The sequence below is a fragment of the Chryseobacterium amylolyticum genome (assembly GCF_051011775.1).
Classification (GTDB): domain Bacteria; phylum Bacteroidota; class Bacteroidia; order Flavobacteriales; family Weeksellaceae; genus Chryseobacterium.
The window spans coordinates 322,653-349,306 of the sequence record NZ_JBPCHX010000006.1; the positions used below are offsets into that span (position 1 = coordinate 322,653).

Sequence of the window (26,654 nt, forward strand, 5' to 3'; positions counted from 1 at the left end):
ACAATAGCGCTCACGTTCCCTGTAAAATAATAGTAACTCAAATCAAAATAATAATGCAATTAACACCTAAAATAACACAGATTCTAAATCATTTAGAAAAAATACAACCTTTCAATCCTCAGAGTTCCTTAGACGGAACCCGTAAATATCTTGAAACAATGTCCTTTCAGCTTAGCGGAAAAAAAGAATCCGTTGCAATGATTGAAGAATTGGAGATTCAAAGAGAAAACCATCAGATTCCTGTTCGGATTTATCGTCCTAACGGAAAAGATATTCAGAATTCATCGGCCATTATTTATATTCATGGAGGATGGTTCATCGCTGGAGGATATGAAACCCATGATGCTGTAGTTCGTAAACTGGCTAATAAAACCGGATCTGCGGTTATCTTTATAGACTACCGTCTTGCTCCGGAACATCCTTTTCCTGCAGGCTTAAATGATTCTCTTGACAGCATAAAATGGGTCATAGAAAAGGCAGAATCTTTAGGAATTGATCCTGATAAAATAGGAATAATAGGAGATAGCGCTGGCGCAGCATTGGCTGCGGCTGTTTCTACTCAGATAGGAAAGCATCTGAAATTTCAGGTATTAATTTATCCTGCAGCCGATAATCAGCTCAATTCAAAATCCTGGGAAACTTATGAAAACGGGCCTGTTCTTAATAAGCAGGGCGGGATTGAAGCATGGGACTGGTATCTTCCCAAAGAAGAAAAAGATAATGCTTTGGCAATTCCTGTCTTAATCAAAGATTTTAAAGAAACTCCACCCACTTTAATAATTCTTGCAGAGCATGATCCTTTGCTTGATGACGGGAAACAGCTTTCTGAAAATATGAAAAATGCAGGCGTTACACTTACAACAAGTCTTTACAAAGATATGGTCCACGGATTTATGCATATGGGAGAAATCCTGGAAGAAGTACAATCTGCAATAGATGAAATGGCTGTTTTTGCTCACCGAAATTTAAATTCTGTAGAAGAAAAAGTATAATGAAAAAATACGCATATATTGGATGTCTGGGGTTTATAGCCGTTATTACAACAGAATTTGGCGTCATTGGAATTCTCCCGCAGGTTGCAGAACATTACAAAATAAGTATAGACAAAGCAGGGTATCTTTTGAGTGCTTTTGCATTAATTATTGCTCTTACAGGCCCTTTTATGACCTTACTTACCTCAGGTTTTGACCGTAAAAAAATAATGCTTGCAGCCATTTTTATGTTTCTGATTACAGGTTTTGTATCTTCTTTTTCACCTCCTTTCTGGCTATTGATGCTGGTTAGGATTTTACCGGCATTTCTACAGCCTGTATATATTGCAACAGCTTTATCTGTGGCAGTCTCCCAGGCAGATGACCGGAAAAAAAATGAGCTGATGGGAATTGTATTTAATGGAGTAGCCATTGCGATGGTTACAACGGTTCCTTTTGCAACATGGATTGCGGGACTTTGGTCCTGGGAATATTCATTTATGATACAGACTGCTGTAAGTCTGATTGCTTTAGGGGTCATTTACTTCCTTCTTCCTCCGATGCCTGTGAAAGAAAAGAAATCCTATGGAAACCAGGTTAGAATCCTGAAGCAGCCTCCATTTATTCTAAGTACTCTGACTAACTTTTTCATGATTACGGCTTGGTTTTCTACCTACAGTTATTTTGCTGATTATCTGAATAAAGCCAAAGGAATGGATACATCAATGGTAAGCTATATGCTGCTGCTGTTTGGGCTTATCGGAGTTGCAGCCAATGGAGTTGCCGGAAAAATGCTTAATAAAAATATTGCGGGTACTACAGCTATTTTTCTTTCGGGAACCATTTTAGTACCTGTACTTTTATATTTTTCTGATGGAAATTTATTCGCAACAATTCTGGTAATCGGGATCTGGGGTTTTCTGTATTCACCAAGTTTTCTGAATGCATCAGCTTATATGATCTCTTCCGCACCGGATTCACTGGAATTTGCCAACAGCCTGGCTACATCTTTCGGAAATCTGGGAGTAACGCTGGGAACTACGATAGGAGGATGGATCATTGTGACAAAAGGAGTCGCATATATTCCCTGGATAGGTGTTGTTTTTGGGATTCTTGCATTTCTGATGATGATCTTAAAAAGCAGAGTTGAAAAACGAATCCAGGTTGTTTCCATTTGTCAGAATTAAACTGTAACAATTTTTATTACATTGAATAAATTTTAGTAACTTTGTACTATTAATTTGAAACGTGTTTAAATTTTATTTCTGAAACATTAAGATTGTAGTAAGTTGATGAGCGTATTAAGATAAGCTTCACATAAGGCTTAAAAATCAGAATGATTCTTAATGGTTTTAATATATATTGAATATAAGTTTAAACAGTTTCTTGATTTAAAATTAAATACAATGAAAATAGAAATCTGGTCGGACGTAATGTGTCCGTTTTGCTATATCGGAAAAAATAATTTTGAACAGGCTCTAAGTAAACTACCTTTCAAAGATGAAGTAGAAGTGGAATGGAAGAGTTTTCAGCTGGATCCTACTTTAGATCCCAATGAAACACAGGATACCATTCAGTATTTCAGAGAGAAAAAAGGAGTCGCTGAAGCCCAGGCCAGTCAAATGCTGGGGCAGGTTACCCAAATGGGAAAAGGAGCCGGAATTGATTTCAATTTCGGAAAAACACTCATCACTAATACTTTCAGTGCTCATAAGCTGCTTCATTTAGCTAAGAAGCACAACAAATCCAATGAAATGGAAGAAGCATTATTTATTGCCCATTTCATTGATGGCAAAAACGTAGGTGATACTGAAGTTTTAATTGCTCTTGCAGAAAGTCTTGGAATTGATAAAGATGAAGCCAGAGAAGCCGTTACTACAGATCAGCTCTCTTATGAGGTTAATCAGGATATTCAGGAAGCAAGAAACAATGGGATTTCCGGAGTTCCTTTCTTTGTGCTGAACGGTAAATATGCCGTTTCCGGAGCTCAGCCTGCAGAGGTATTTGAAAATGCACTTCAGCAGACCTATAAAGAAACAGTGAGTCCGTTTAAGGATCTTTCCGGTGGCAGCGGAGCAGCATGCGATGCTGACGGATGCAGTATTTAAGATATGAGGACCCCAAAACAAATATTTGTTTTGGGGTTTTTAATTTAATAGAGTATCGTATCTTTGCCATACAGTGCCAATAGCTGTGTAAATCTGATTTCTCAATGATAAAAATTAACGACAACACTCACTATTCAATTGATGATACTCTTTTTGTTTTTGCATTAGATTCTGAAGCAGGAACTGTATTCGATGATAAAAACAAATTAATTACAGGCATTGGAAAAGTGAATGCTGCTATAGAACTAACCAAAGAAATTCATATCAGGAAACCTAAACTGATCGTGAATTTAGGCTCTGCAGGAAGCAAAGGATTTCATAAAGGAGAAGTAGTGTGCTGTACAAAGTTTATCCAGAGAGATATGGATGTAAGAGGGCTTGGATTTAAACTGTATGAAACTCCATTATCCGGAGTGCCTCCTGTACTGGAATACGGTCTTAAGATGGATACCTTAAAAGAAGGAATCTGTGGTAGCGGTGACAGTTTTGAAATGAACCACTCAGAAACAGATTATAATATTGTAGACATGGAGGCCTATCCACTGGCATTGATTGCCCAAAAGGAAAACATTCCGTTCCTATGCCTGAAATACATCTCTGATGATGCAGGAAGTGATGCCGCAGAAGACTGGAGTGTACAGGTGCATCTGGCTTCTGAAGCATTTAAAAAAATACTCTTTTCATAAAATAATACAATCCTGAACACCATTCAGGATTTTGTTTTCTGTTTATTTTTTATCTTCAATCCTTTAGTATGAAAGTTACTTTTTATCAACCTTTACATTCCGTTCTTAAAGAATATATTGAAGGATATTATTTTGTGGAAAAAGATGACAGTCATCAGCCAATCAGATACCTTACGTTTCCGGATAATTATTTTATCGTGTCAGCTTGTCAGGATGTTTCTATTATCCAGAATAAAGGATGGGTTGAAATCAGAAGGTCTCTATCCGAGAATATCGTGATTGATTTTGTATTCAGATGCTCTGTTCCAACTGAAATTCTTTATCAGCAATCCGTTAATGAAGTTACCGTTTACTTTAAACCATTAGGAATTTATCATTTTTATAATGCCGGTAAAAGTGATGATCTGCAGCAGGAAATTCATATTTCAGATTTTAAAGAAACGATGAATACCATTTTGAAAGAATCTGACAGAAATATACAAATTGAAATGCTGGAAAATTACTGGCTTTCAAAATTCATAAAGAAAGATTTACAGTTGGCTTATACAATTTTGAATGATTTTGAAACCGAGTTGAGCATTGAAGAAATTGCAGTCAAAAACAAAATAACAAGGCAATATGTCAATAAGATTTCCAGGCGCTATCTTGCTAAACCCGCTTCAGAATTCAGAAAAATCCAGCGTTTCCGAAATGTGCTGATCACCAACAAAAATTTCAGAAACCTTACGGAACTTTCTTATGAGAACCTGTTTTATGACCAGTCCCACCTTATTAAAGATTTTAAAGAACTTACCAGAATAAATCCCGGAAAATTCTTTGATGATGTAGATACTGGGAAAAATAATATCTGGCTGTTTATCTGAGTTTCCATTTTTACAATTCCCACAGACTTCATTAAAATACATTTGCTGAAATATTAAATCTTTATTTCAATGAAAAAAATATGCATTGGGGCCTGCTTTTTTATCCCCTTATTCACTGCTGCCCAGAAAAATGATGTTTCAGCAGTACTCTCTGATATTACAGAAAAAGTAAAAAGTCATTATATTGATAAAGAAACTTATAAAAAAGTGGACTCTTTATTTCAAAGTGAACTTAAAAAAGGAACTTTTAAAGCCCTCAATAAAAAAGATTTTGCGGATCTTCTTACTCAGAAGTTAAGAACAACCATTAAAGACGAACATTTTTTTGTTAAATATCTCGAAAACTACACGCCTGAAAAACAGATGAGTGAAAAAGAGAAAGAGAAATTGAACAATGAACACAATAGTCTTGAAAATTTCGGATTTGAAACAGTTCAGCGACTTCCGGGGAATATCGGGTACATCAATTATAAAGGTTTTGCCTCTCCTGAAGCCAGTGAAAAAACATTAGCCGCCACCATGGACTTTGTTGCCAATACCCATTCTCTGATTATTGACCTCAGAGAAAACGGAGGTGGAGAAAACGGGATGCTTCTTTTATTTTTAAGCTATTTTTTTGATCAGAAAAAAGATCTTTATACCACCTGGTTCAGACATGATCAGAAAACGGTTACCGACAGTACTCAATCCAAAGTTTCAGGACAAAAATATCTTCATAAAAAGGTTTATATTCTTACCAGTAAAAAGACTTTTTCAGCCGGAGAAGCTGTAGCCTATTTTTTGCAGCAATATAAACTTGCAGAAGTAATTGGTGAAAAAACAGGTGGTGCAGCCAACCCTGTAGATCATTTTATGGTTCAAAATCAGTATTTACTGCTTGTTCCGGCAGGAAAAATAACTTCTTTAGCAAATGGTAAGAACTGGGAACATACAGGTATAATTCCTGATCAGGAAGTAAAAAGTGAAGATGCTTTAAAGACGGCTCACATCAAAATTTTAAAAAATATAATAACATCAGAAACAAAAACAGAACTAACCTTGCCTGAAATAAAAAATCTTATTTATAAATTAGAACAATAAATACTTATTATGTCATCGATAATCATTAGTAAATCAGGAACAGAAGACCTTGAAATATTACAAAATATTGGTATACAGACTTTCACGGAAACGTTTGCAGAAGATAATACTGAAGAGGCAATGAGAAAATATCTGGAAGACAGCTTTAATACGGAAAAGATGAAATCAGAGCTGAATAATCCTGATTCTCTTTTCTATATTGCCTGGGAAGAAGACAATCCGGTAGGTTATCTGAAAGTGAATTCCGGGAAGGCGCAGACCGAGCTTCAGGACGATACCAGCCTGGAAATTGAAAGGATCTATGTAAAGAAAAGCCATCACGGGAAAAAAGTGGGGCAGCTTCTTTATAACCAGGCTTTGGAAACGGCTCAGCAGCTGGGTAAATCATACCTTTGGCTTGGAGTGTGGGAGAAAAACCTTAGGGCTATCAATTTCTACAGTAAAAACGGATTTGTTGAATTTGACAAACATATTTTCAGGTTGGGAGAAGAAGAGCAGACCGATTTGATGATGAAAAAGATACTGGATTAATTTTTTACCCACAAATTGCACAGATTTTTCCAGATGATTACATAATAATTCTTATACTTTCTGAATATTAAAATGAAAAACTCTGAATTTGTAAATCAGATCAACCGATATTACCCTTTATCTGATAAAACAATTAAAGATTTATTGTATATCTGTACGGAAGAATACTACCATAAAAATGATCTTCTGCTGGAATCCGGTGCCATGGCCAGATATTATTATTTTCTTAAGTCTGGATTAATAGGGTACTACACAACAGATGAACAGGGAAATACCATTTACAAAATCTTCTTTGAAGAAAATAGTTTTGTTGCTTCCACTGCTGCTATTATTAAAAATGAACCCAGTGATTTCAATATCATTGCCTTGGAAGATTGTTCTGTAATACAATATCCTGCAAAAGCCTATCGGGAACTGCTTGAAAAGCATCATGACCTTGCCCTTTTTCATATGTACTATCTTGAGAAAAACTGGGTGGTAAACAAAGAACCTCTGGAAGTTTCCCTCAAATACGAAACAGCCAAAAAACGATATCTGCAATTGCTTGAAAATACCTCTCTTTATAACAGGTTAAAACAGCATCACATTGCTTCTTATCTGGGAATTACACCTACACAGCTCAGCCGCATAAAAAAAGAAATCAGCTGAGACTATAAATATAAACGGAAAATAAATTACAAAAGCTTCAACATATGTTGAGGCTTTCCCTTTTTTAATTTCACAATTTTGTCCTGTCTAAAGACCATTGGTATATTATATGTTTAAGAAAATATACCTGTAGCTATTATTAATTAAACACTTTTCAGTATGAAAAAGCTTATCAACATTGTATTTGTAATGACTGCATTTGTACAGTTATCCGCACAAAAAATTATTCATCAGGAAATTTTCAGTCCGAAAATGAATAAAAAGATCAAAACAGTGATCATCACTCCAAACCTTCAGCCTGATATGAAATATCCGTCTGTTTATATTCTTCATGGTTTCAGCGGTAATCCGGACAGAATTATCAAACAGGATATTCCGGATCTGGTTAAAAAAGCTCAGGAATTTAAAACCATTTATGTACTTCCTGATGGCCATTACAGTTCGTGGTACGTAGACAGTCCGGTTGTTAAAGATTCGCAATATCAGACTTTTATCGGAAAAGAACTGGTAGAATTCATTGATAAACATTATCCTGTGAAAGCTGAGAAAAAATTCCGCGGAATTATGGGATGGAGCATGGGAGGTTATGGTGCAACGAATATCGGAGTTACTTATAACAAAACATTCGGTATTGTGGGAAGTTCATGCGGTGCCCTGGATTTTAATTCTTTCGGGGAAGGATATCAGAAATATATGGTGAATAAGGTTTTAGGCCCACTGGAATCTATTAATCCTGCTTTCCTTACTGACAGCAAAATAAAACTGATGGCCGGAGCAGATCAGCAATACATTTTCGACTGCGGAACGGAAGACACACAAATGATCACTATGAACCGGAATTTTCATAAAAAGCTGACTGAAATGAAGATCCAGCACCTCTACACGGAATCTTTGGGAGGACATGTTCCGGAATATTGGAGCAGATCATTATCTGAACAGTTGTCTTTGTTTGACAGATTTTTTAAACAATAAACCTTTTTTTAAGTTTTGGCTGAAGCCAATATTATTAATAAAAAAACAAGCGGGCTTTAGCCCGCTTCTATTGATATAAAAACTATCAATATTCAATAGGAACGGGCTTTAGCCCGTTTAAATAATCAGATAACAAATCCATTGGCTTTAGCCGAAATTTACCTTATTAACCTTTAAAAAGGGTTAACCAGAAAAAAACCTTTTTGAGCAATGCCCAAAAAGGTTTTCGATTGATTGAATGTTCAAAAATGCCAACTAACCAGGCATTCTATTAAAAATGTTGAAAGTTTTTCCCCAGATGTTCCTCGATCACAAAGAACGGATCTTCCGTAAGGGTATGTGCTCTCATATCGATAAGACTTACTTTGCTCATCATACGAAGCATGATTCTTCGTTCGCATGGCTGTTCTACACCGTCAATATTTCTTACTCCCGCACGGAAGCCCGATCTTCCGTGAGCACATAAGTGATTATTAACCAAAATAACATCACCGGCCTGAGGAGTAAATCCCGAATAAATCAAATGTCTGGCTTCTTCCCAGAATTCATGCAGTGTATGCTGCGCTTCATCAGATTGTCTTATGCTGGAATTGAAAAGCTGTTCCGCCGCATCAAACCGCATAAAAGGAAGATTGGTATTACCGTACAAGACAGAATCCAGGGTTTCTTCTTCATTTTCTCCCGTTTCAAGATTGGCGTCCTTCGGGATTTTATAAATTGGTTCAAAAAGAGGCTTATAATTTTCCCCAATCGATTCATGAGAACGGATAGAATATAGCGTTGAAGGTACCTGCTCTTCATTTCGAATATACATAAAGCTTAAAAAGTCAGCCTGATGTTTCAGAAAAGCATCTTCTGTATGTACATATAAATCAGTTGAAGACCCTGATCCTGTCTGTGTTTCCTTCATTTTTTCATCAGGAATGATGGCATGGATCAATCCGCCGCCTTTACGCTGTGAATAATATTGTACGGGCTTTGAGGGAAGTGCTCCATGAATTAGAGCACATACAAAACCATATAAGTTAAATTTTGAATAATCTGCCGATTGCCAGTTCGGTGGGGTAGAACCTATTTCCTCCTGGTTTATATCCATTAATCCTGTAAAGATCAGCGCCCCATACTGATTTTCAGAAAAGTCACTCGCAAAATCAGCTGCTATGCTTAAAATTCTTTCCGGTAAGAAATAAGAGGCCAGCTGGTGCACATGCTTTATAAAATCACGGTTTTCATAAGTGTCATATTTTTTCTGAAGATGTACTGCTGCATCTTTTATCATTCTTCTCTCCTCCGGGGTAACTTCTATGACCGTAGGAAGCAGTTTTACCGCTGTTAAACAGTCTTTATCTAAAATTTCTGTAGAATTCATTAAAAAAAATTTGGTGTTTAATAATAATTTTTATCTTTGTTTTTAATTATTCTAAATAACAATAACCGGGTCAAATTTAGTAATAATTTCGCAACCACCAAATTAAATATAATAAAAAATGTAAAAATTAAAAACCTGACTATCAGATATATATAATCATATATCTGAAAAAAAACAACAATTCACAGATTAAAAAAATCACATTACAAAACATTTATGAACAACAATTTGATATCCCTAGAAGAGCTCACAAGCACAACTTCACCTCATGTTTCGGGGAATTTTGGGAATATTTTTCACCCTGACAATTATGATCATTATCGTAATGCTGTCAACAGTACTTTAGACCTTGTCCGGGAATTTCTTTACAGAAACAACAAGCCTTTCAGTGGTATAGAAGCCAGAACAATGAAAGGAATGGTACAACAGATTGATCTTAATCAAAAACTTTCCAATTATAATGAGCTTCTGGCTGAAGTAGATGAAATCTATGTGAAACATGCCACCGCTTTTCATCTTCCACAATATGTAGCTCACCTTAACTGTCCTGTAGTGATTCCGGCATTGGCAGGAGAAATCCTTGTAAGTGCGATCAATTCTTCTCAGGATACTTATGATCAGAGTGCCGGAGGAACTTTCATGGAAAGAAAACTGATCGACTGGACTGCAGGTCAGATTGGATATAACACTAATGAAAGTGATGGCGTTTTCACAGCAGGAGGATCACAGAGCAACTTAATGGGATTGGTCATGATGCGTGACTGCTTTTCTCAGAAAAGATACAATCACAATATTAAAATGGATGGTCTGCCGGCAGAAGCCAGCCGTTTCAGAATATTTGTTTCGGATAAATCTCACTTCAGTAATCTTAAAAATGCTTCCATTATGGGATTAGGTGAGAAAAGTATTGTTAAAGTGCCTACTGATGACCGTTTTCGTATGGATATCACTCTTTTAAAGAAATATATTAAAAGGGAAGAACAGCTGGGAAATATTCCTATCGGAATCGTAGCAACAGCCGGCACTACAGATTTTGGAAACATTGATCCACTGGATGATATTGCCAATATTGCAGAACATTATAACATCTGGATGCATGTAGATGCAGCGTATGGATGTGCATTATTATTGAGCGAAAAATACCGTGATCTGATCAACGGTATTGAAAGAGCAGACTCTGTAACGATTGATTACCACAAGTCATTCTTTCAGCCTATCAGCAGCAGTGCTTTTATTGTTAAGAACAAGAAAGAACTGTTGATTCTAAAACATCACGCCGATTATCTGAATCCGAAAGAAATGGACGAAGAGGAAATTCCGGCACAAATCAATAAATCCATTACCCAAAGTACCCGAAGATTTGATGCGTTAAAACTTTGGTTTACCATAAGAATGATGGGCAAAGAACAGCTGGCAGAGTACACGGATACCGTCATTGATCTTACCAAAGACGCCGCAGCAATGATCACTGAAGATGCCGATTTTGAACTTCTTTCAGATTCTGACTTAAGTGTTCTTGTTTTCAGATATGTAAATCCGGAAATCAGTGATCTGAATGCCCTGAATCAGTACATCAAGATGAAATTGTTCTACAGCGGAGAAATCCTTGTAGCCAGTACAAAGGTTGACGGAAATTTCTATCTGAAATTCACCTTCCTGAACCCGATTACCACGACAGAAGACATTCATCAGATTCTCACCACAATCAAAAATCATGGAAAAGACTTTAATACAGAAAAATAAAACAGGAGAAAAAGCCCGGGAAATTACTTTTAGAATTCTGCTGAACGGAATGCTGAGAGAACTGGGAAACGGAAAATTCTATCAGGGCGTTCCGAAATATGATCTTCTCACAGCAAAAGCTCTTCAGAACAGTGATTATCCACTGTTCATGAGATTTGAAATGAAAAAAAGCGGACTGTTTTTATTTGCTCCGGTTTCTTATCGTTCAGAAACTCTTTTTCATGAATATGGACCTGTTTTATGGGCTGTAGACCATCAAAATCAAGAAGTTTTTGAAGTTAATGATCAAAAACTGACAGAATTGGTTTACAAAGAATTTTCTGAAACTACAAACGATACGGGTTTCAGAAACTTTGTAGAAAGAATTCAAAGCAGTTTAAGAAATCTGGAACTGACCACAGAAGCATGTCTGCAAGATGATCAGCTTTTAACTTATTCTTTTCTTGAATCTGAGCAAATGCTTCCTGCCGGACATAATCTGCATCCTTTCACCAAATCAAGAATGGGATTTTCTGAGGAAGAACAGTTGTTATACGGTCCTGAGCTCGGAAAAGGATTTCAGCTGGACTATTTCCTGATTCATAAAGACTGCATTATGGAAAAATCTCTTCCCGGCATTTCCGCCAGAGAAATCTTCGAAAAATGGGCATCAATACCGGAAAGTTACGATTTTGAAAATATCAATGATTTTTACATTGTTCCATGTCATCCATGGGAAGCACAATATCTTCTGTCTACAGAAGAATATCCTGAAATGCTCGGTTCAGGGAAAATCATTCATATAGGACCATTGGGTGAGGATTTTTATGCAACATCTTCCATAAGAACGGTGTATAATCCTGATTTCAGCTGGATGTTGAAATTCTCTCTGCATATTTTAATGACAGGCTCTGTAAGAACCAACAGTTTAAAAGACCTTAACAGAGGGTATGCTTCTGCCATCTGGTGGCAAAATGTAAAGGCTTCCTTTGAACAAAATTTCCCGGATTTTAAATTATTGCTGGAACCTTCAACATTAAGTGTTCATTATGAAGGAAAGAATTTAGACAGTCTGAACATTCTGCTTCGTGAAAATCCTTTTACAAATGAAGATAAAATCATTTTATTAGCAAGACTTTGCCAGGATGAATCTACAGACGGGTTCAACTTCACAACCCATTTTTTTAAAAATGTTGCGAATCAATTGGGGCTGGATGCGGAAAAAGCAGCAATTATCTGGTTTGAAAAATATATAAATCTGTTGCTTTCGCCTTTAAACAGGTTGTACAATCAATTGGGAATGGCTCCGGAAGTGCATCAGCAGAATCTGCTTGTACAATTGGATCATCAACTTCTTCCTCAATCTATTTATGTGAGAGACGGACAAGGATATCTGATCAAAGAAAGCTTTAAAGGGAAATATGAATCTCTGGTCAAAAATTATCCTGAAATTGAAGATCTTTTCATTAGGGATGAGCGTCTTCTGGACATTATTTCCCACCATCTTCTGGTGAGTAATCTGAGCGCACTGATCGCTTCCATAGGTAAAACAGGATTGGTTAAAGAACGAAAACTGATCCATATTCTGTACAGGGAATTTGAAAATCTTCATGAGTCTGAGCCATCATCTTTAACGGATTATGCACTGAATCAAAGATATTGGGCCGTAAAATCAAATCTTCAGTCGGCCGTGTCTGATGTAGACGGAGGTGTGAATGCTTCTTCGATTTCTTATGCTCAAGTTCCGAACCTTCTTCACAAGCATTTCTTCTCAGATCAGCTGATCCATCCTCAGGGAACAGAAGTTTTCTTTACAAGGTATTTCCAGAAAGAAGATGTGACCATGAGTATGCGCCCTATAGATCTTGACAATGACCTTGAAATGCTTCATGAATGGTTCAACCGTGAACATGCCGTGAAAATCTGGCAGATGAACTGGCCTATTGACGAACTGGAAACCTATTACAGACTCATGCTTCCAGGTGATGAAGCTCATAGCTATATCATTGCCGGAAATGATGAACCTTCCTGTAATATCGAGGTGTATTGGGCATGCAGAGATATCGTGGGAGATTATTATGACGTATTACCCACGGATTACGGAACGCACCAGTTTATTGCACCTACAGATCCAAAGAAAAAATTCGTTTCTCCATCCACACAATCTATGGTTGATTATGTTTTTGCACAGCCACAGGTAGGAAAAATGGTAGGAGAAGGATCCGTAGACTCTCTCGCTTCTATGATGAACAAAGCCCATGTAGGCTTCAAGGTAGAAAAAGTAATTGAAATGCCTCATAAAAAAGCCAATCTGAACTTCTGTTACAGAGAATGGTACTGGGAAAAATTCCCACAGAATAAAGAGGTACAAATCACCACAAACATCACAAAAAATGACTAACGAAGCCGTATACAATGTAATAGGCATAGGTATTGGACCATTCAATCTGGGACTTGCCGCATTATCCAATCCGATTTCAGAACTGAAAACTCTTTTCCTGGACCAGCGGGATGGTTTCGACTGGCATCCGGGGCTAATGATCGACCATGTAACCCTGCAGACTCCATTTTTATGCGACTGCGTATCCATGGCGGATCCAACAAATCCTTTAAGCCTTTTGAACTATCTGAAGGAATCCGGAAGACTGTATAAGTTTTTTATCAGAGAAGACTTTTTCATTCCGAGAAAAGAATACAACCGCTACTGCCAATGGGTCATCGGACAGCTTCCGCAATGCCGTTTTTCAATGCAGGTAGTGGATATCACTTATGAAGAAGGATTATATCATGTGGCTACAGTTCACACCAAAACCAAAGAAACGACTGTTTTTAAAACGGAAAGACTGATTCTGGGAACGGGAACACAGCCTCATATTCCTTCTTTTATTCCGAAAGATGATTCCAGAATTATTCACACAAGTTCTTATCTGTATCGAAAAGAAGAATTGTTATCCCAGGGGAAAAAGATTGCGATTATCGGTTCCGGGCAGAGTGCTGCGGAGGTTTTTTATGATCTGCTTCAAAACAGAAAAGAAGAAACGCATCTGGGCTGGTATTCCCGTCCGGACAGGTTTTTCCCTATGGAATATTCTAAGCTGACACTGGAACTTACTTCTCCGGATTATGTAGAATATTTTTATAACAGAAGTGAGTCTGCAAGAAAAATTATTTTAAGCAAACAGCAAGCTCAGTTCAAAGGAATCAACTACGATCTGATCAATGATATCTACGATTTTATCTATGATCTGAATATTGATAATGAAGATCCCAATCTTACAATTATTCCTAACAGCCAGCTGAATAGAGTAGACAACAGTAATCCGGATTTCATCAACCTTGAATTCACACAGCTGGAACAGGAGGTACCTTATGACCAGGAAGCGGATTATCTGATTCTGGGGACCGGATATCGTTATCACGAGCCTGCATTCCTTAAGAATATCCAGTCCAGAATCAAAAGAGATTCCAGCGGATTGTTTGATGTGAGCAGGAATTATTCAATAGACCACAACGGAGGCGAAATTTATGTGCTGCACGCTGAAGTACACACCCACAGCTATATTTCTACCGATTTAGGAATGGCTGCTTACCGTAACTCCTATATCATCAATGATATTCTGGGAAGAGAGCATTATACAATTGAAAAGAAAATTGCTTTCCAGGATTTCGATGTGGAAAAATATGCTGATTTACCAATTGCCAAAATTTAATCATACAATGAACACCAACTTAAAAAATACAGTAAGCCAGGAAAACTGGAATCAGGCCAACAGAAACCTAATGGCCAAAACCATCGCAGAACTGATGCATGAAGAGCTTCTGAAACCTGTGATAACCTTTGAAGATAAAGAAGGATATACCGTTTTCAACCTTGAAACAGGATTTGAAAATATTTCATACCGCTTCCGCGGACAGGAAAGAATGATGGACTACTGGCATATTGATAAGAACAGCATTACAAAAACCGAAAACGGTGAAGACCTGTCTTCAGTAGATGTAGCGGCTTTCTTCCTGGAAATGCAGTCGGTTTTTGACTTAGATCCTTATACAATTGCAAGATACACGGAAGAATTACTGCATACGCTGTATTGTGATGCTTTAATTTTATCCAAAGGAGTAATGTCTTCAAAAGACCTTGCGGATGCGGACTACCAGACTGTAGAGCACAATATGACCGGCCATCCGTGGGTTATTGTGAACAAAAGCCGGTTAGGTTTTTCGCCGCGTGATCTGAAAACATTTGCCCCTGAAGCCGATGAAAACTTAAAAGTAATCTGGCTGGCTTCCCATACAAGCAGGTCTTCATTCCAGTCTCTGGAACATATTGACAGAGAGCAGTTTTATCGTTCTGAAATAGGAGAAGATTTATATAATAATTTTCAACAGCAACTTATCAGTGAAGGTAAAAACAGAGAAGATTATCACTTTATTCCTGTACATCCGTGGCAGTGGGAGCATAAGCTTCAGATTCATTTTGCCGGGGATATTGCTTCCGGACTTTTAATCCGGTTGGGAGAGGGAAGTGATACCTACAGCCCGCAGCAGAGTATCCGTACTTTATTCAATATGGATCATCCGAAGAAAAGATACCTGAAAACAGCAGTTTCCATTCTGAGTACAGGAAATATCCGGGGATTATCGCCTAAACAGATGAAAATTGCGCCTGCCATTACAGATTGGGTAAAAGGTTTAATAAAAGATGATGTCTATCTGAAAAATAAAGAAACTATTTTCTTAGGAGAAGAAGCTGCTATTACTTATCTGCATCCTCAATACGGAGCTATTGCCAGCGTTCCTTACCAATATAATGAATTCCTAGGGGCATTATGGAGAGAAAGTGCTGAAAACTATCTGAAAGAAGATGAGCAAATGGTAACCATGGCTTCTTTACTGTATGTAGACGAAAGTGGGGTTCCATTGGTTCAGGCATTTGCGGAAAAAGCAGGTCTGAGTATTGAAAAATGGATTGAAAGCTATCTCGATGCTTATCTTACTCCATTATTACATATTTATTACACGCATTCATTATGTGTAACGCCGCACGGAGAAAATATTATGGTTGTTCTGAAAAACGGAGTTCCGCAGAGAATTGTGATTAAAGACTTCGTAGATGATATTGTTTTGACCACTGAAGCAAGAGAAAAACTTCCTGCACACCTTGCAGACGGTTTGATTCAGTCTTCCAACAAAGAAAACATCCCGTTATTTATTCTGCTTGGCGTTTTTGATGCCTTTTTCAGATATCTGTCTAATGCATTACATACGTATTCTGACTTTAATGAAGAAAAGTTCTGGGAGCTTGTTCACAACTGTGTAGAAAATTATAAGGCGGAGAACACTCACCTTCAGGAACGATTTGAAAAGTACGACCTGTATGTGCCTGCATTCAAAAGATTCTATATCAACAGTCTGCGTCTGAAAAACAATGGTTACAGTGAGAATAAAGCATTTGCCATTCCCAGAAAAGATGGTGCACTGCCTAATCCACTGTATCAGATTGCCAATAAAAACTCAGTAGCAGCAATATGAGGAAATTCCTGCATATCCTGAAAGAGGGGGTGGTTTTTGCCTATGGAGCTATCGCCGGAAAAAAAGTGGAACTGACTTCCGGAAGCATCAACCGTTCCATCTTTAGCCTTGCCATTCCCATGGTGATGGAACTTGTCATGGAATCTGTTTTTGTGAGCGTCAATCTATTGATTATTGCAAAATTAGGAGACAAGGTTCTTGGTCTTGTGGGAATTACAGATAACTACATCAATTTCGCTTATGCCATTGCCGTAGGACTTGGCATCGCAGCAGCAACCCTTATTGCAAGAAGAGCCGGAGAAAAAGATCAGGAAGGAATGGGCAGAACGGCTCAGTACATTATCCTGCTCGCCCTGTTTTTTGCCCTGTTAATTGGTGGTATTTCCTGCTATTTCTCTGCTGAAATTGTTGATTTCCTTGGTGTTAATGCCAGTACGGTAACAGATGGAATTTCTTTTTCAAGACTGGTCTTTCTGAGCATCGGGCTTGTGATTCTCCGCCTTTCGGTGAATGGACTCTTCAGAGGTGCCGGCGATGCCGATATTGCCATGAAATCACTCTGGATCTGTCATATTTCCAATATCATACTGGCTGTAATCCTTGTTTTCGGATTAGGATTTATTCCTGCTTTCGGATTGATGGGATTGGCATATGCTACTGTTTTATCAAGGGTTCTGGGAGTTTTATATCAGGCTTTTATATTTCTGTCCGGAAAAACCAGCATCAGCATCAGAGTTCCTTTTCAGCTTGATATTCCATTGTTGCAGAAGATTCTGAAACTCGCCTTTGGAGGATTGGTTCAGTATATCATTCCAACATCCAGCTGGCTGATTATGGTAAAAATTATCTCTACTTTCGGAACAACAGCGCTGGCAGGATACATTATTGCCCAGCGTATTGCTTCGGTCGCAACAATGCCTGCCTGGGGAATAGGAAATGCAGCAGGAGTTCTTACAGGCCAGAATCTGGGTGCCGGAGAACCGGAGCGTGCAGAAAAAACAGTCTGGAGAGCAGGAACAATCAATATGGCTTATCTGGTCATTGTAGCCTTATTCTGGCAGATTGCTGCTGAATATGTGGTGAAATTTTTCACTACCGAACCTGAAGTTGCAAGATATGCTGTGCAATACATCCATGTGGTTTCTATGGCTTATCTGCTGTTAGGATTCACAATGGTGATCAGCCGTGCATTGAATGCAGCCGGAAATATTATGCAGGTCACACTGCTTTATATCATCATGTTTTATGTGATACAGCTTCCTCTGGCTTATCTCTTAGGAGTAAGGTTTCAATGGGAGCTGAGAGGAATATTTACCGCTATCGTTTCTTCGGAAATTGTTTTAGCTGTGCTATTCCTAATGATTTTTAGAAATGGAAAATGGAAAACTATAAAAATTTAAAATGAACACTACAGAAGAATTTTATGAAATTATCGCCTCTGCCATCGCCATAAAAAAAGAATTGGTAGACGAAAAACTAACGTATCAGGAAATCCCGGAATGGGATTCTATGTCTCATCTTCTGATTGTAGAAGCACTTGAACAGTTTTATCAGATCAAATTTGATTTTAATGATATTCTGGAGATGGGAACCGTTGGAAAGATTCGGGAAAAAATGAAAAAATATGAAGTATTCGTAGAAAACTAAGCCTATGAAAATTTTAGAAAATGTAATTGCCAATAAAAACTTGGAGTTTACAGATGCTTCCACCGGTACAACAATACCGGTGGGAACACTGTACCGGTCTTTAGGATTAAACCCCGTAGAAAAAGGCCTGCTCTTTTTGTACAATGACAATCAGCTACCCAGTATTGAGGTGCTCCTCAATTTTTACGGAACAGCGCACACCATTGCGTTACTTGGACAGAAACTGCATGAGGAATTCAAAGAACGTATTGAAGCGGAATACCGTCCAAAATATATCTTTGATCCACAGAGAGAAACCATTGAAGGATACAGCCTGAAAGAATTCTCAGACCATATCAGAATTTTTGCAAAGGATGATTATAAACCTGAGATTACCATTCATCCTGAAATTAAAATCCTTCTAAGTACTTCAGGAACTACAGGTGTTCCGAAGCTGGTTAAATTATCTGATGAAAGTCTTTATCAGAATGCATTGAGCATCCTTCAATACATGCCCATTAAAGAATCCGATGTGGTTCCTTTAAACGTTCCTATCAACTTTGTATACGGATTCTCTATTTTCACGACCAACTGTATGCGTTCCGGAAGAATTGTCTGTACGGATAAAGACATTATGCAGAAAGCATTCTGGGGCGAAATGGAGGAGTACGGCTACAGCACTTTGGGTGGAGTACCTTTTCTCTATGAAAACCTGAACAGAATAGGATTCTTCAGAAAAGATTCTCCAAGTCTGAGATATTTTACCCACACCGGAGGTGTAATCAATGCTGAATTGAGAAAGACTATTTTCTCTTACTGCCATGAATTTAAAAAAGAATTCTTTGCACAATACGGGCAGACTGAAGCAGGAGGAAGAATGGCGTATCTTACTACAGAAGGTTTGCTGGAAGGGGAAACTTCTATCGGAACACCTGTACACAACGGAAGTTTCAGAATTGATCCTGAAACCGATGAACTTCTCTTTTCACACATCAGTATTTTCGGAGGTTACGCCAATAAGCTGGAAGATTTGACTGCATATGAGCAGCCTCCTGTACTGCATACCGGAGATACTGCCAGAAAAAGTGAAAACGGAATGTATTATATCACAGGAAGAATAAAACGTATCATGAAGCTTTTCGGAATACGCCTGAATCTGGATGAGGTAGAATTCATTCTTAAAAATGAAATGCAGGGCAATACCTTCGTATGCCTGAATGCCAATGATAAAAAAATCGTGGTGCTGTATGACAATCCGGACATTGATCCTCAGATCATCACCGGAACCATTAAAAATAAACTGCGTATCAATCCACAATATGTATGCACAGAACGTATAGACTCATTCCCATTATCACAAAACGGTAAAATAAACTATCCCCTGTTACAAAAATTACAGCATGAAAACATCTAAAACCCTTATATTACTTCTTGGTCTTGCTTTATCTTCCAACCCGCTTTCTGCACAGCAGGGGGACAGAATTCATGGCAAAATCATGCTGTCTGAAAAAACACCGGTAAAAAACGCTGTTTTAAGACTTGTCAATACATCTTATCAGGCAAAAACCAATAATTCAGGAGAATATTACTTTGAAAATGTACCGCCTGGAGAATATACGCTTCAGGTGGTTTTAAATGACATTGAACTGATGAGGGAACCTATCCACATTCAGAAAGATGTTTATGAAATTCCTGCAATCTACGCCCCGTTACACAATAATGTGATTGAGGGGATTACCGTATATGCAGTGAGCAGAAATAAATTTTTGGATAAAGACAGCACTTCGGTGGCCAAAATGCCTTTGAAAGTTCTTGAAAATCCACAGGCCTACACAAGCATCAACCAGCAGATCATGAAAGAACAGCTTACTTACGATATTTCGGAAGTATTGAAAAATGTTCCGGGGATGGTAAAAATGCAGGGAAGTCCGGGAAGAGGTTCCGGAGACGGAAGTTTCTACTACAGCCTCAGAGGTTTTCCTACTAAAGTATCTATGGTAGACGGTGTTCCGGCAACTACCAACGGAGAAATAGATCCTGCCGATCTTGAACGTCTGGAAGTGGTCAAAGGCCCATCCGGAACATTGTATGGAGGCGCGGTAACTTCCTTTGGAGGTTTGATCAACGCTGTAACCAAAAAACCGAAAGACTATTTCGGAGGCGAAGCTTCTTATCTCATGGGAAGCTATAATCTGAACCGTGTCACAGCTGATGTTTACGGACCGATTACAGAATCCCGAAATATGTTATTCCGTTTGAATGCAGCCTATCAGTATCAGAATAGTTTCAGGGATTCCGAATTCAGAAAATCATTCTTTGTAGCCCCTACAGTTAGTTATCAGGTCAATGAAAGGCTTAAATTTAACTTAGGAGCCCAGATTTACAATTATGAAGGAACAAACACCCCAATCATCTTCCTTCCGAGATCAAGAGTTTATTTTACTCATAATCCTGATGAACTTGGTTTCGACTGGAAAAAGTCTTATTCCAATAATGACATGAAGCTAAAAGCTCCGTCTATCAATGTAAAAGCTGAGGCGAATTACAAAATTTCGGATCAATGGACCTCACAAACCTTGCTTTCAAGAAACTTCAGAAAGACAGAAGGATTATATCAGTACCAGTTCATCAGAGGAAATACAAGTGATGCCATGCTGGAACGTAATGTACAATGGCAGAACACGGAAGCTTCTTCTACGAGCATTCAGCAGAACTTTAATGGAGAATTTAAAATCGGCAAAATTAAAAATAAAGTCTTGATCGGTCTGGATTATCTCAACCAGTCTATCAATAATAACCACTCTCCAATTGTGGTATTTGATACTATTGACGGTACAAATCTTACCAGGCCTGTAGCAGGACCAGTGACAGGAATATATAGTAACATATCCAGAGATTTGGCACTTCAGAAAATACAGGCCTTTACTGATATAGCGATCAAGGCAGGTAAGACACCTTTGGTAAGAAATAATTCTTCATCAAACCTTTATGGAGCCTATATTTCAAATGTAACCTATATTACAGACCGTTTAATTACGCTTTTAAGCTTACGTATGGATCATTACGAAAGTAAAGGACAGTTGAATTTAAATGATAACAAACGTAAAGATGACTTCAAGCAGACCGCATGGTCTCCGAAAGTAGGGATTGTATACCAGATTCTTAAAGATCAGTTATCTGCCTATGGGAATTATATGAACGGTTTCAGCTATACAGCACCCGTTACACAGCAGCTGGCAGATTATAGCGGAGAAATGAAACCTCAGATGGCCAATCAGTGGGAAGTAGGAGTGAAAGGAAACCTTTGGAGAAACAGGATTAATTTTACTGTTTCTTATTATGACATCCTTGTTGACAATATCCAGAGAGGAACCGGAGTGATCCGTGACGGAAAAGAGTACAATATTGTTGTTCAGGACGGAAAGCAAAGAAGCAAAGGAATTGAAATCGAAACCATCATGAATCCTGTTCAGGGGCTAAACATTATGGCCGGATATAGCTATAACCACAGCAGATATGAAAAAGCTGATCCTGCTGTAGACGGGCGCCGTCCGGACTCTGCAGGTCCTGCCAATGTATTCAATTCATGGATCAGTTATATCCTTCCGATCAAAGGACTTCAGGGATTAGGAGTAGGTTTCGGGGTAAACCGTGTTGGAAAACAGATTACCGGAAACAAAGTGGTTACCGGACAGTTTATATTTCCTGCCTATACTTTGGTGAATGCTTCCATTTCCCTCGAAAAAGAAAGATACAGATTAGGATTTAAAATGAATAACCTGGGTAATGTACAGTATTTTGCAGGGCAGGGAGTTATTGTAGCTCAGATGCCCCGCAATTTCGTCGCTGAGGTAAGCTTTAAATTTTAAGGATGAAGTTAAAATTGAGAAAAATTGCCTATCAGCTACATCTATGGCTCGGACTCACGTCCGGGCTTATCGTTGTTATTATGTCAGCTACCGGATGTATCCTGTCTTTTGAAGAAGAGTTAAAACATATTGTTCACCCCAACAGATATTTTGTTGAAAATATCGGCCAAAAAAGACTTTCACTGTCTGAGCTTACGGAAAAAGCAGAAAAAACACTTCCTGAAGGGCTGAAGATCAAAAGGGTAATAATTCCTTCTGATCCTGCGCAAACCTATGTATTCCGAACCCTCAAAATGGACAACGAAGCATGGACGTATTGGGGAACCTACCTTTATTATTACCGCATATATGTTGATCCCTACACCGGAAAAGTACAGGAAGTGGAAGATGCGAAAAAGGATTTTTTTGAAATTGTGCTGGATCTTCACAGAAGACTTCTGCTGGGTGAGAAAATAGGAAAAACAATTACCGGTTATTCCACATTGGTACTGGCGATTATTCTTTTTTCGGGGCTTGTGATATGGTATCCCCGTAAAATGAGCAAAAGTATGCTGAAAGGAATGTTTTTCATTAAATTATCAGCCAACTGGAAAAGAATTAATTATGATCTTCATAATGTGCTGGGATTTTATTCCGTGATTCCTTTGCTTATTATTTCTTATTCCGCATTGATATGGAATTTTGAGGATGCAGATAAATGGGTAAAGAACACATTAAATGGAAACATCCCCACAGAGAAGAAAGTCAAAAGCATGATTCCTTCCGAAGAACTTTCAAACCGGGAGCATATTCTCAATCTGATTGGAAATACCATGGAAAACAGACTTCAAGATAAGAAATCAGCCTTTATCAATTTTCCCAGGTCGGAAGAAGGAACGTATTATGCCGAGCTCGCTTATGACGGAAGACAATACAGAAATGAACAGTTTAATTTTGATCAGTATTCAGGGACTATTGTAAAATCCCAATCTTATAAAAACAAAAATATCGGATATGGAACCGCATTAAGAGAAAGAAATTATGCCCTTCACACCGGAAGTATCCTGGGATTAACCACCAGGATTATTTATTTTCTGGCAGCTGTTATCGCAACTTCACTTCCCATCACCGGGTTTATCATCTATTTAAACAAAAAAAAAAGAAACCAAAACATAAGACAAACAAAATAGTTTTTCCTTCTCATCATTAACAAAAGCCTCAGTAAAGGGGCTTTTACTTTTTTGGTTAAAAAAAATAATCAATTTAAAAGGTCAGAACCTCATATTATCCAATGTCAATTTTATCGAAGATAAAATCCTCGCGCCTTAAAACAAGTTCTCTTCATCTCAATTGCGCCTTTGCGTTTTCCAACCAAGAAATATGCAATTGATTATAAATCAACCAATCAAGCCCTTCACATTTTTAGTAAGAACCTCAATCCCCTTATTCATTTCTTCAACATTCAGATCACCAAAACCCAGACGCATTGCCGTAAGAGCTTTATTCTGATACAACAATGTTTTGGGAATAAAAAGATTGTCTTTTCCACAATTCCTGCTCAGCTGCATCAGATTCAGCGGAATATTCCATTCCAGCCATACAGCAAGCCCTCCGGAAGGTTTTTCAAAAGAGATAAAATCACCCAGATTCTCTTCCAGCAGCCCGGAAAAATAATCGCGCCTTTCCTGGTAGACCTTTAAAGATTTCTTCAGATAACGGTTAATTTCCCCTTCAGCAATCATCTCTCCAAGCGCCCTTTCCATCAGAATATCACCCTGACGGTCTATAATTCCCAGATACTTCCGCATTTCTGTCATCAGATTTTCCGGAGCTACAATAAATCCTGTCCTGAATCCCGGAGCCAAAGACTTTCCAAAAGAACCGATGTAGATCACCATTCCGTTGGTATCGGCGCTGGCTAAGGGAAGAATTGGACTTTTATCATAATGAAATTCATAATCATAATCGTCTTCCAGGATAATAAATCCGTATTCATTGGCCAGTTCCAGCAACTCGAAACGTCTTTGAGCACTCAAAGCAACCGTAGTAGGATAGTGGTGATGCGGAGTGAGATAAAGCATCCGTATTTTTTGTTTTTTACAGGCTTCACGAACACTTTCCACTATAATTCCCTCTTCATCAATAGGAATCGAAACAATGTCAACACCGGCTTTCATAAAGATCATATTGACTGAAAAGTAGCTCAAAGCGCCCACCAATACGGTGTCACCGGCAGAAAGAAGAATCTCGGAAACAATATAGATACTCATTTCCGTACTTCGGGTAATCAGCAGATTGTTCTTGGAAATAGGAAGTCCCCGGGAAAGATTCAGGTACTGGGATAAATGTTCTTTAAAAAATTCACTCCCGTCATGATTATAATGTCCAAAAGCTTTCTGGCTGGATTTACGTTTCAGAATAGAGCTGTAAAACCGGGAATGCTGTCCGATTTGCGTTAAACGGATATCCGGAACGCCATCATTAAAGACATATTCACAATCCGAATGTTCAAAGGGATTATCTAAGATATTGGATGTTTTGAATGAAAAACCAGTCGTTATTGGATAGTTTTGAAGGTTATTCCGCTCAAAATCGTTCACTTTCACAGGTTTTTCCTGATCTTTTCCAATGACAAAAGTTCCTTTATTCGGAAAACTCTCTGTCCAGCCCTGCGCAGAAAGTTCATCATACACTGCAACCGCTGTATTCCTGTGGATTTCCAGCATTTCACTGAAGGTTCTTGTTCCCGGAAGCTTTGTTCCAAAAGGTAAAACACCTCGCTGAATCGCATTGATCAGCTGATTTGCAATCTGCAGATAGATGGAAGTTTCAGATTTTCTGTCAATCTTTATAAAACTTTCATAGGGAATTCTAACCGGACTATCCATAATATCAAAACTGGCACCATGTAACCATCCGGCAATATACTACTTTTGGCATCAAAATAAAAATCTAATGGAATTTCATCATCTGTTAAAAAGAATTGTACAGGACGGAAGTACCCATGCCAAATGGCTCAATACACTTTCTTTTATGGAGAATGCCGGTGCCAGAAAAATATCAAAATGTGAACATCCAACATTGGTTTCTCAGATTCAACTTAAACACGCTGCTGAAGAGCACCGCCACGCTTATTACCTGAAAAAGCAGATCGGGAAAATAGATCCCGGACTCTGCAAAACTTACGAAAGCACAGAGCTTCTGGCTCCTATTGCAACAAGCCAATATCTTCACTCACTGGATATTAAAGCCTGCCGCTACCTTCAGAAAGCTTTTAATCTTGATAAAACAGATATTAAATATGCTGCCTATCTTTTTGTAACCTATGCTATTGAGGTCCGGGCAGATGAACTTTATCCTGTCTATCAGCAGGCACTTACTGAAGCTTCTTCTAAAATCATGGTAAAATCTATTATTCTTGAAGAAGAAGGACATTTGGAAGAAATGATTCATCAACTGAATGAATTTTCGTCAGACTGGAAACACCATGCAGACCATATTCTGACCATAGAAAAAGAATTGCATAAAGAGTGGATGAATGCGATTACAGAAGAAGTAGCCCAGTTACATCATGCTTAGCAATACTTCCCGTTTTCAGGGATCCCTTAACAGAAGAAAAGAGGAAGGAACATTAAGGCGTTTAAGACTTCGCTCTGATGGAGTTGATTTTTATTCCAATGATTATCTGGGGTTTGCGAGAAACAAAAAGCTTCAAAACATCCTGTTGCAGGCCATTATGGAAAATCCCCAACTGCTTTCCGGAAGTACAGGCTCAAGGTTAATCAGCGGGAACAGCGATATTGCAGTTTCTTTGGAAAAATATATTGCTCAGGAACATCATTTTGAATCGGCATTACTTTTCCCATCCGGATACAATGCTAATCTGGCTTTGTTTTCAACGCTTCCGAGCCGTCATGATGTCGTCATTGTGGACGAACAGATTCATCGGTCGGTACATGATGCATGTCAACTTTCGAATGCTAAAAAACTGAAGTTCAAACACAATGATATTGAAGATCTTAAAAATATTTTAAAAAGACAGCAAGGTCATTGCTATATCGCGATAGAAAGTCTGTACTCGATGGAAGGAGATTTTGCTCCTCTTCAGGAAATTGCAGCGATTGCGGAGCAGTATAAAGCTTCTCTGATTGTTGATGAAGCCCACGCTTTCGGCGTTTTTGGATATGGACTGATTGAAAAACATCAGTTACATGGTCAGGTTTCAGCAGCCGTTGTCACTTACGGAAAAGCTCTTGGAGCTCATGGAGCAGCAATTCTTTGTAATGAAACGGTGAAATCTTATCTGGTCAATTTTGCAAGTCCGTTCATTTACACAACATCAGCACAGGATTTCCAATGGATAAGCATAAAAACCGGATATGAATTTTTAGATCAAAGCCATGATCAGGCGATAAAACTTCAGGACAATATTGCAATTTTCCGAAGCCAAAATCTCCAATCACCATCATCAGGAACAAGTCCGGTTCAGGCTATTCTCATCCCTGATAACCAAAAACTTAAAGCAGTTCAGCATACTTTATCAGAGGAAGGGTTTTTAACTTATGCGATATACAGCCCAACGGTAAAAGAAGGAAGTGAACGGCTGAGGATATGTCTTCACAGCTTTAATACAGAAGAAGAAATTATGAGACTGACAGGAATTATTAAAGAATTAGGTAAAATATAATTTTTCAAACCCCG

Annotated in this window: 22 protein-coding genes; 20 read left to right on the plus strand and 2 right to left on the minus strand. The window is 38.2% G+C overall.

The annotated features are described in order from the left end of the window. The first annotated feature begins 53 nt into the window (after positions 1-53). From ACR1PO_RS18010 to ACR1PO_RS18050, 9 genes are all read left to right on the plus strand, one after another. Entirely contained in the window at positions 54-992 is a 939-nt protein-coding gene (locus ACR1PO_RS18010; protein WP_433987657.1) for an alpha/beta hydrolase, read from the plus strand. After that, positions 992-2,158 (plus strand): MFS transporter, encoded by a 1,167-nt coding sequence (locus ACR1PO_RS18015; protein ID WP_433987658.1) that lies wholly within the window; start codon positions 992-994, stop codon positions 2,156-2,158. Before ACR1PO_RS18010 ends, ACR1PO_RS18015 begins: the two co-directional genes overlap by 1 nt. A 219-nt stretch (positions 2,159-2,377) precedes the next feature. Then, complete coding sequence (locus ACR1PO_RS18020) at positions 2,378-3,079, plus strand: DsbA family oxidoreductase (protein ID WP_332386805.1); 702 nt, start codon at positions 2,378-2,380, stop codon at positions 3,077-3,079. Positions 3,080-3,183: 104 nt separating this feature from the next. Next, positions 3,184-3,765: a 5'-methylthioadenosine/S-adenosylhomocysteine nucleosidase family protein gene (locus ACR1PO_RS18025; protein ID WP_332386804.1), complete on the plus strand. Its 582-nt coding sequence runs from the start codon at positions 3,184-3,186 to the stop codon at positions 3,763-3,765. A gap of 68 nt (positions 3,766-3,833) precedes the next feature. Next, a complete protein-coding gene (locus ACR1PO_RS18030; RefSeq protein WP_332386803.1) occupies positions 3,834-4,628 on the plus strand; it encodes a helix-turn-helix domain-containing protein in 795 nt (264 codons plus the stop codon). A gap of 69 nt (positions 4,629-4,697) precedes the next feature. Further along, the gene (locus tag ACR1PO_RS18035; RefSeq protein ID WP_433987659.1) at positions 4,698-5,708 is read left to right on the plus strand and encodes a S41 family peptidase; all 1,011 of its coding nucleotides are present in this window, start codon (positions 4,698-4,700) and stop codon (positions 5,706-5,708) included. A 9-nt stretch (positions 5,709-5,717) separates the two neighbouring features. Continuing rightward, complete coding sequence (locus ACR1PO_RS18040; RefSeq protein ID WP_433987660.1) at positions 5,718-6,239, plus strand: GNAT family N-acetyltransferase; 522 nt, start codon at positions 5,718-5,720, stop codon at positions 6,237-6,239. 72 nt (positions 6,240-6,311) lie between these two features. Further along, a complete protein-coding gene (locus ACR1PO_RS18045) occupies positions 6,312-6,887 on the plus strand; it encodes a Crp/Fnr family transcriptional regulator (protein ID WP_433987661.1) in 576 nt (191 codons plus the stop codon). 159 nt (positions 6,888-7,046) lie between these two features. Further along, complete coding sequence (locus tag ACR1PO_RS18050; protein WP_433987662.1) at positions 7,047-7,859, plus strand: alpha/beta hydrolase; 813 nt, start codon at positions 7,047-7,049, stop codon at positions 7,857-7,859. A gap of 271 nt (positions 7,860-8,130) precedes the next feature. On the opposite strand, the gene ACR1PO_RS18055 is transcribed toward ACR1PO_RS18050, so the two are convergent. Further along, complete coding sequence (locus tag ACR1PO_RS18055; protein WP_332386798.1) at positions 8,131-9,228, minus strand: TauD/TfdA family dioxygenase; 1,098 nt, start codon at positions 9,226-9,228, stop codon at positions 8,131-8,133. A gap of 216 nt (positions 9,229-9,444) precedes the next feature. On the opposite strand from ACR1PO_RS18055, the gene ACR1PO_RS18060 reads away from it, so the two are divergent. The 9 genes from ACR1PO_RS18060 to ACR1PO_RS18100 are packed head-to-tail and all read left to right on the plus strand — an operon-like array spanning position 9,445 to position 23,143. Beyond that, a complete protein-coding gene (locus ACR1PO_RS18060) occupies positions 9,445-10,971 on the plus strand; it encodes a pyridoxal phosphate-dependent decarboxylase family protein (protein WP_433987663.1) in 1,527 nt (508 codons plus the stop codon). Next, entirely contained in the window at positions 10,943-13,351 is a 2,409-nt protein-coding gene (locus tag ACR1PO_RS18065; protein WP_433987664.1) for a GNAT family N-acetyltransferase, read from the plus strand. Before ACR1PO_RS18060 ends, ACR1PO_RS18065 begins: the two co-directional genes overlap by 29 nt. After that, complete coding sequence (locus ACR1PO_RS18070; protein ID WP_332386792.1) at positions 13,344-14,660, plus strand: lysine N(6)-hydroxylase/L-ornithine N(5)-oxygenase family protein; 1,317 nt, start codon at positions 13,344-13,346, stop codon at positions 14,658-14,660. Before ACR1PO_RS18065 ends, ACR1PO_RS18070 begins: the two co-directional genes overlap by 8 nt. Positions 14,661-14,667: 7 nt before the next feature. Continuing rightward, positions 14,668-16,479, plus strand: a complete 1,812-nt coding sequence (locus tag ACR1PO_RS18075) for an IucA/IucC family protein (protein WP_433987665.1) — start codon at positions 14,668-14,670, stop codon at positions 16,477-16,479. Further along, complete coding sequence (locus ACR1PO_RS18080; protein WP_433987666.1) at positions 16,476-17,879, plus strand: MATE family efflux transporter; 1,404 nt, start codon at positions 16,476-16,478, stop codon at positions 17,877-17,879. The genes ACR1PO_RS18075 and ACR1PO_RS18080 overlap by 4 nt, the downstream gene beginning before the upstream one ends. A gap of 1 nt (position 17,880) precedes the next feature. Further along, positions 17,881-18,126 carry an acyl carrier protein gene (locus ACR1PO_RS18085; protein ID WP_047374822.1) on the plus strand — a complete coding sequence of 82 codons (246 nt, stop codon included), beginning with the start codon at positions 17,881-17,883 and terminating at the stop codon, positions 18,124-18,126. Between the two features lie 4 nt (positions 18,127-18,130). Further along, positions 18,131-19,519, plus strand: a complete 1,389-nt coding sequence (locus ACR1PO_RS18090) for an AMP-binding protein (RefSeq protein ID WP_433987667.1) — start codon at positions 18,131-18,133, stop codon at positions 19,517-19,519. Beyond that, entirely contained in the window at positions 19,506-21,974 is a 2,469-nt protein-coding gene (locus tag ACR1PO_RS18095) for a TonB-dependent siderophore receptor (RefSeq protein WP_433987668.1), read from the plus strand. The genes ACR1PO_RS18090 and ACR1PO_RS18095 overlap by 14 nt, the downstream gene beginning before the upstream one ends. A gap of 2 nt (positions 21,975-21,976) precedes the next feature. Beyond that, entirely contained in the window at positions 21,977-23,143 is a 1,167-nt protein-coding gene (locus ACR1PO_RS18100; RefSeq protein WP_433987669.1) for a PepSY-associated TM helix domain-containing protein, read from the plus strand. Positions 23,144-23,350: 207 nt separating this feature from the next. Here ACR1PO_RS18100 and ACR1PO_RS18105 read toward each other — a convergent pair whose 3' ends face one another. Beyond that, on the minus strand, positions 23,351-24,841 hold the full coding sequence (locus ACR1PO_RS18105; protein WP_433987670.1) for an aminotransferase-like domain-containing protein: 1,491 nt from the start codon (positions 24,839-24,841) through the stop codon (positions 23,351-23,353). A gap of 67 nt (positions 24,842-24,908) precedes the next feature. Here ACR1PO_RS18105 and ACR1PO_RS18110 point away from each other — a divergent pair, with 67 nt between their 5' ends. Beyond that, entirely contained in the window at positions 24,909-25,532 is a 624-nt protein-coding gene (locus tag ACR1PO_RS18110) for a hypothetical protein (RefSeq protein ID WP_433987671.1), read from the plus strand. Further along, on the plus strand, positions 25,525-26,640 hold the full coding sequence (locus ACR1PO_RS18115) for an aminotransferase class I/II-fold pyridoxal phosphate-dependent enzyme (protein ID WP_332386780.1): 1,116 nt from the start codon (positions 25,525-25,527) through the stop codon (positions 26,638-26,640). The genes ACR1PO_RS18110 and ACR1PO_RS18115 overlap by 8 nt, the downstream gene beginning before the upstream one ends. Positions 26,641-26,654 lie beyond the last annotated feature (14 nt).

Bases quoted from the DNA above. Each gene is read 5' to 3' on its own strand.
- ACR1PO_RS18035 (WP_433987659.1), top strand. From the start codon at position 4,698: ATGAAAAAAATATGCATTGGGGCCTGCTTTTTTATCCCCTTATTCACT.
- ACR1PO_RS18015 (WP_433987658.1), top strand. From the start codon at position 992: ATGAAAAAATACGCATATATTGGATGTCTGGGGTTTATAGCCGTTATT.
- ACR1PO_RS18085 (WP_047374822.1), top strand. From the start codon at position 17,881: ATGAACACTACAGAAGAATTTTATGAAATTATCGCCTCTGCCATCGCC.
- ACR1PO_RS18110 (WP_433987671.1), top strand. From the start codon at position 24,909: ATGGAATTTCATCATCTGTTAAAAAGAATTGTACAGGACGGAAGTACC.
- ACR1PO_RS18095 (WP_433987668.1), top strand. From the start codon at position 19,506: ATGAAAACATCTAAAACCCTTATATTACTTCTTGGTCTTGCTTTATCT.
- ACR1PO_RS18105 (WP_433987670.1), bottom strand. From the start codon at position 24,841: ATGGATAGTCCGGTTAGAATTCCCTATGAAAGTTTTATAAAGATTGAC.
- ACR1PO_RS18075 (WP_433987665.1), top strand. From the start codon at position 14,668: ATGAACACCAACTTAAAAAATACAGTAAGCCAGGAAAACTGGAATCAG.
- ACR1PO_RS18060 (WP_433987663.1), top strand. From the start codon at position 9,445: ATGAACAACAATTTGATATCCCTAGAAGAGCTCACAAGCACAACTTCA.
- ACR1PO_RS18090 (WP_433987667.1), top strand. From the start codon at position 18,131: ATGAAAATTTTAGAAAATGTAATTGCCAATAAAAACTTGGAGTTTACA.
- ACR1PO_RS18030 (WP_332386803.1), top strand. From the start codon at position 3,834: ATGAAAGTTACTTTTTATCAACCTTTACATTCCGTTCTTAAAGAATAT.
- ACR1PO_RS18115 (WP_332386780.1), top strand. From the start codon at position 25,525: ATGCTTAGCAATACTTCCCGTTTTCAGGGATCCCTTAACAGAAGAAAA.
- ACR1PO_RS18080 (WP_433987666.1), top strand. From the start codon at position 16,476: ATGAGGAAATTCCTGCATATCCTGAAAGAGGGGGTGGTTTTTGCCTAT.
- ACR1PO_RS18070 (WP_332386792.1), top strand. From the start codon at position 13,344: ATGACTAACGAAGCCGTATACAATGTAATAGGCATAGGTATTGGACCA.
- ACR1PO_RS18100 (WP_433987669.1), top strand. From the start codon at position 21,977: ATGAAGTTAAAATTGAGAAAAATTGCCTATCAGCTACATCTATGGCTC.
- ACR1PO_RS18065 (WP_433987664.1), top strand. From the start codon at position 10,943: ATGGAAAAGACTTTAATACAGAAAAATAAAACAGGAGAAAAAGCCCGG.
- ACR1PO_RS18050 (WP_433987662.1), top strand. From the start codon at position 7,047: ATGAAAAAGCTTATCAACATTGTATTTGTAATGACTGCATTTGTACAG.
- ACR1PO_RS18010 (WP_433987657.1), top strand. From the start codon at position 54: ATGCAATTAACACCTAAAATAACACAGATTCTAAATCATTTAGAAAAA.
- ACR1PO_RS18020 (WP_332386805.1), top strand. From the start codon at position 2,378: ATGAAAATAGAAATCTGGTCGGACGTAATGTGTCCGTTTTGCTATATC.
- ACR1PO_RS18055 (WP_332386798.1), bottom strand. From the start codon at position 9,228: ATGAATTCTACAGAAATTTTAGATAAAGACTGTTTAACAGCGGTAAAA.
- ACR1PO_RS18045 (WP_433987661.1), top strand. From the start codon at position 6,312: ATGAAAAACTCTGAATTTGTAAATCAGATCAACCGATATTACCCTTTA.
- ACR1PO_RS18025 (WP_332386804.1), top strand. From the start codon at position 3,184: ATGATAAAAATTAACGACAACACTCACTATTCAATTGATGATACTCTT.
- ACR1PO_RS18040 (WP_433987660.1), top strand. From the start codon at position 5,718: ATGTCATCGATAATCATTAGTAAATCAGGAACAGAAGACCTTGAAATA.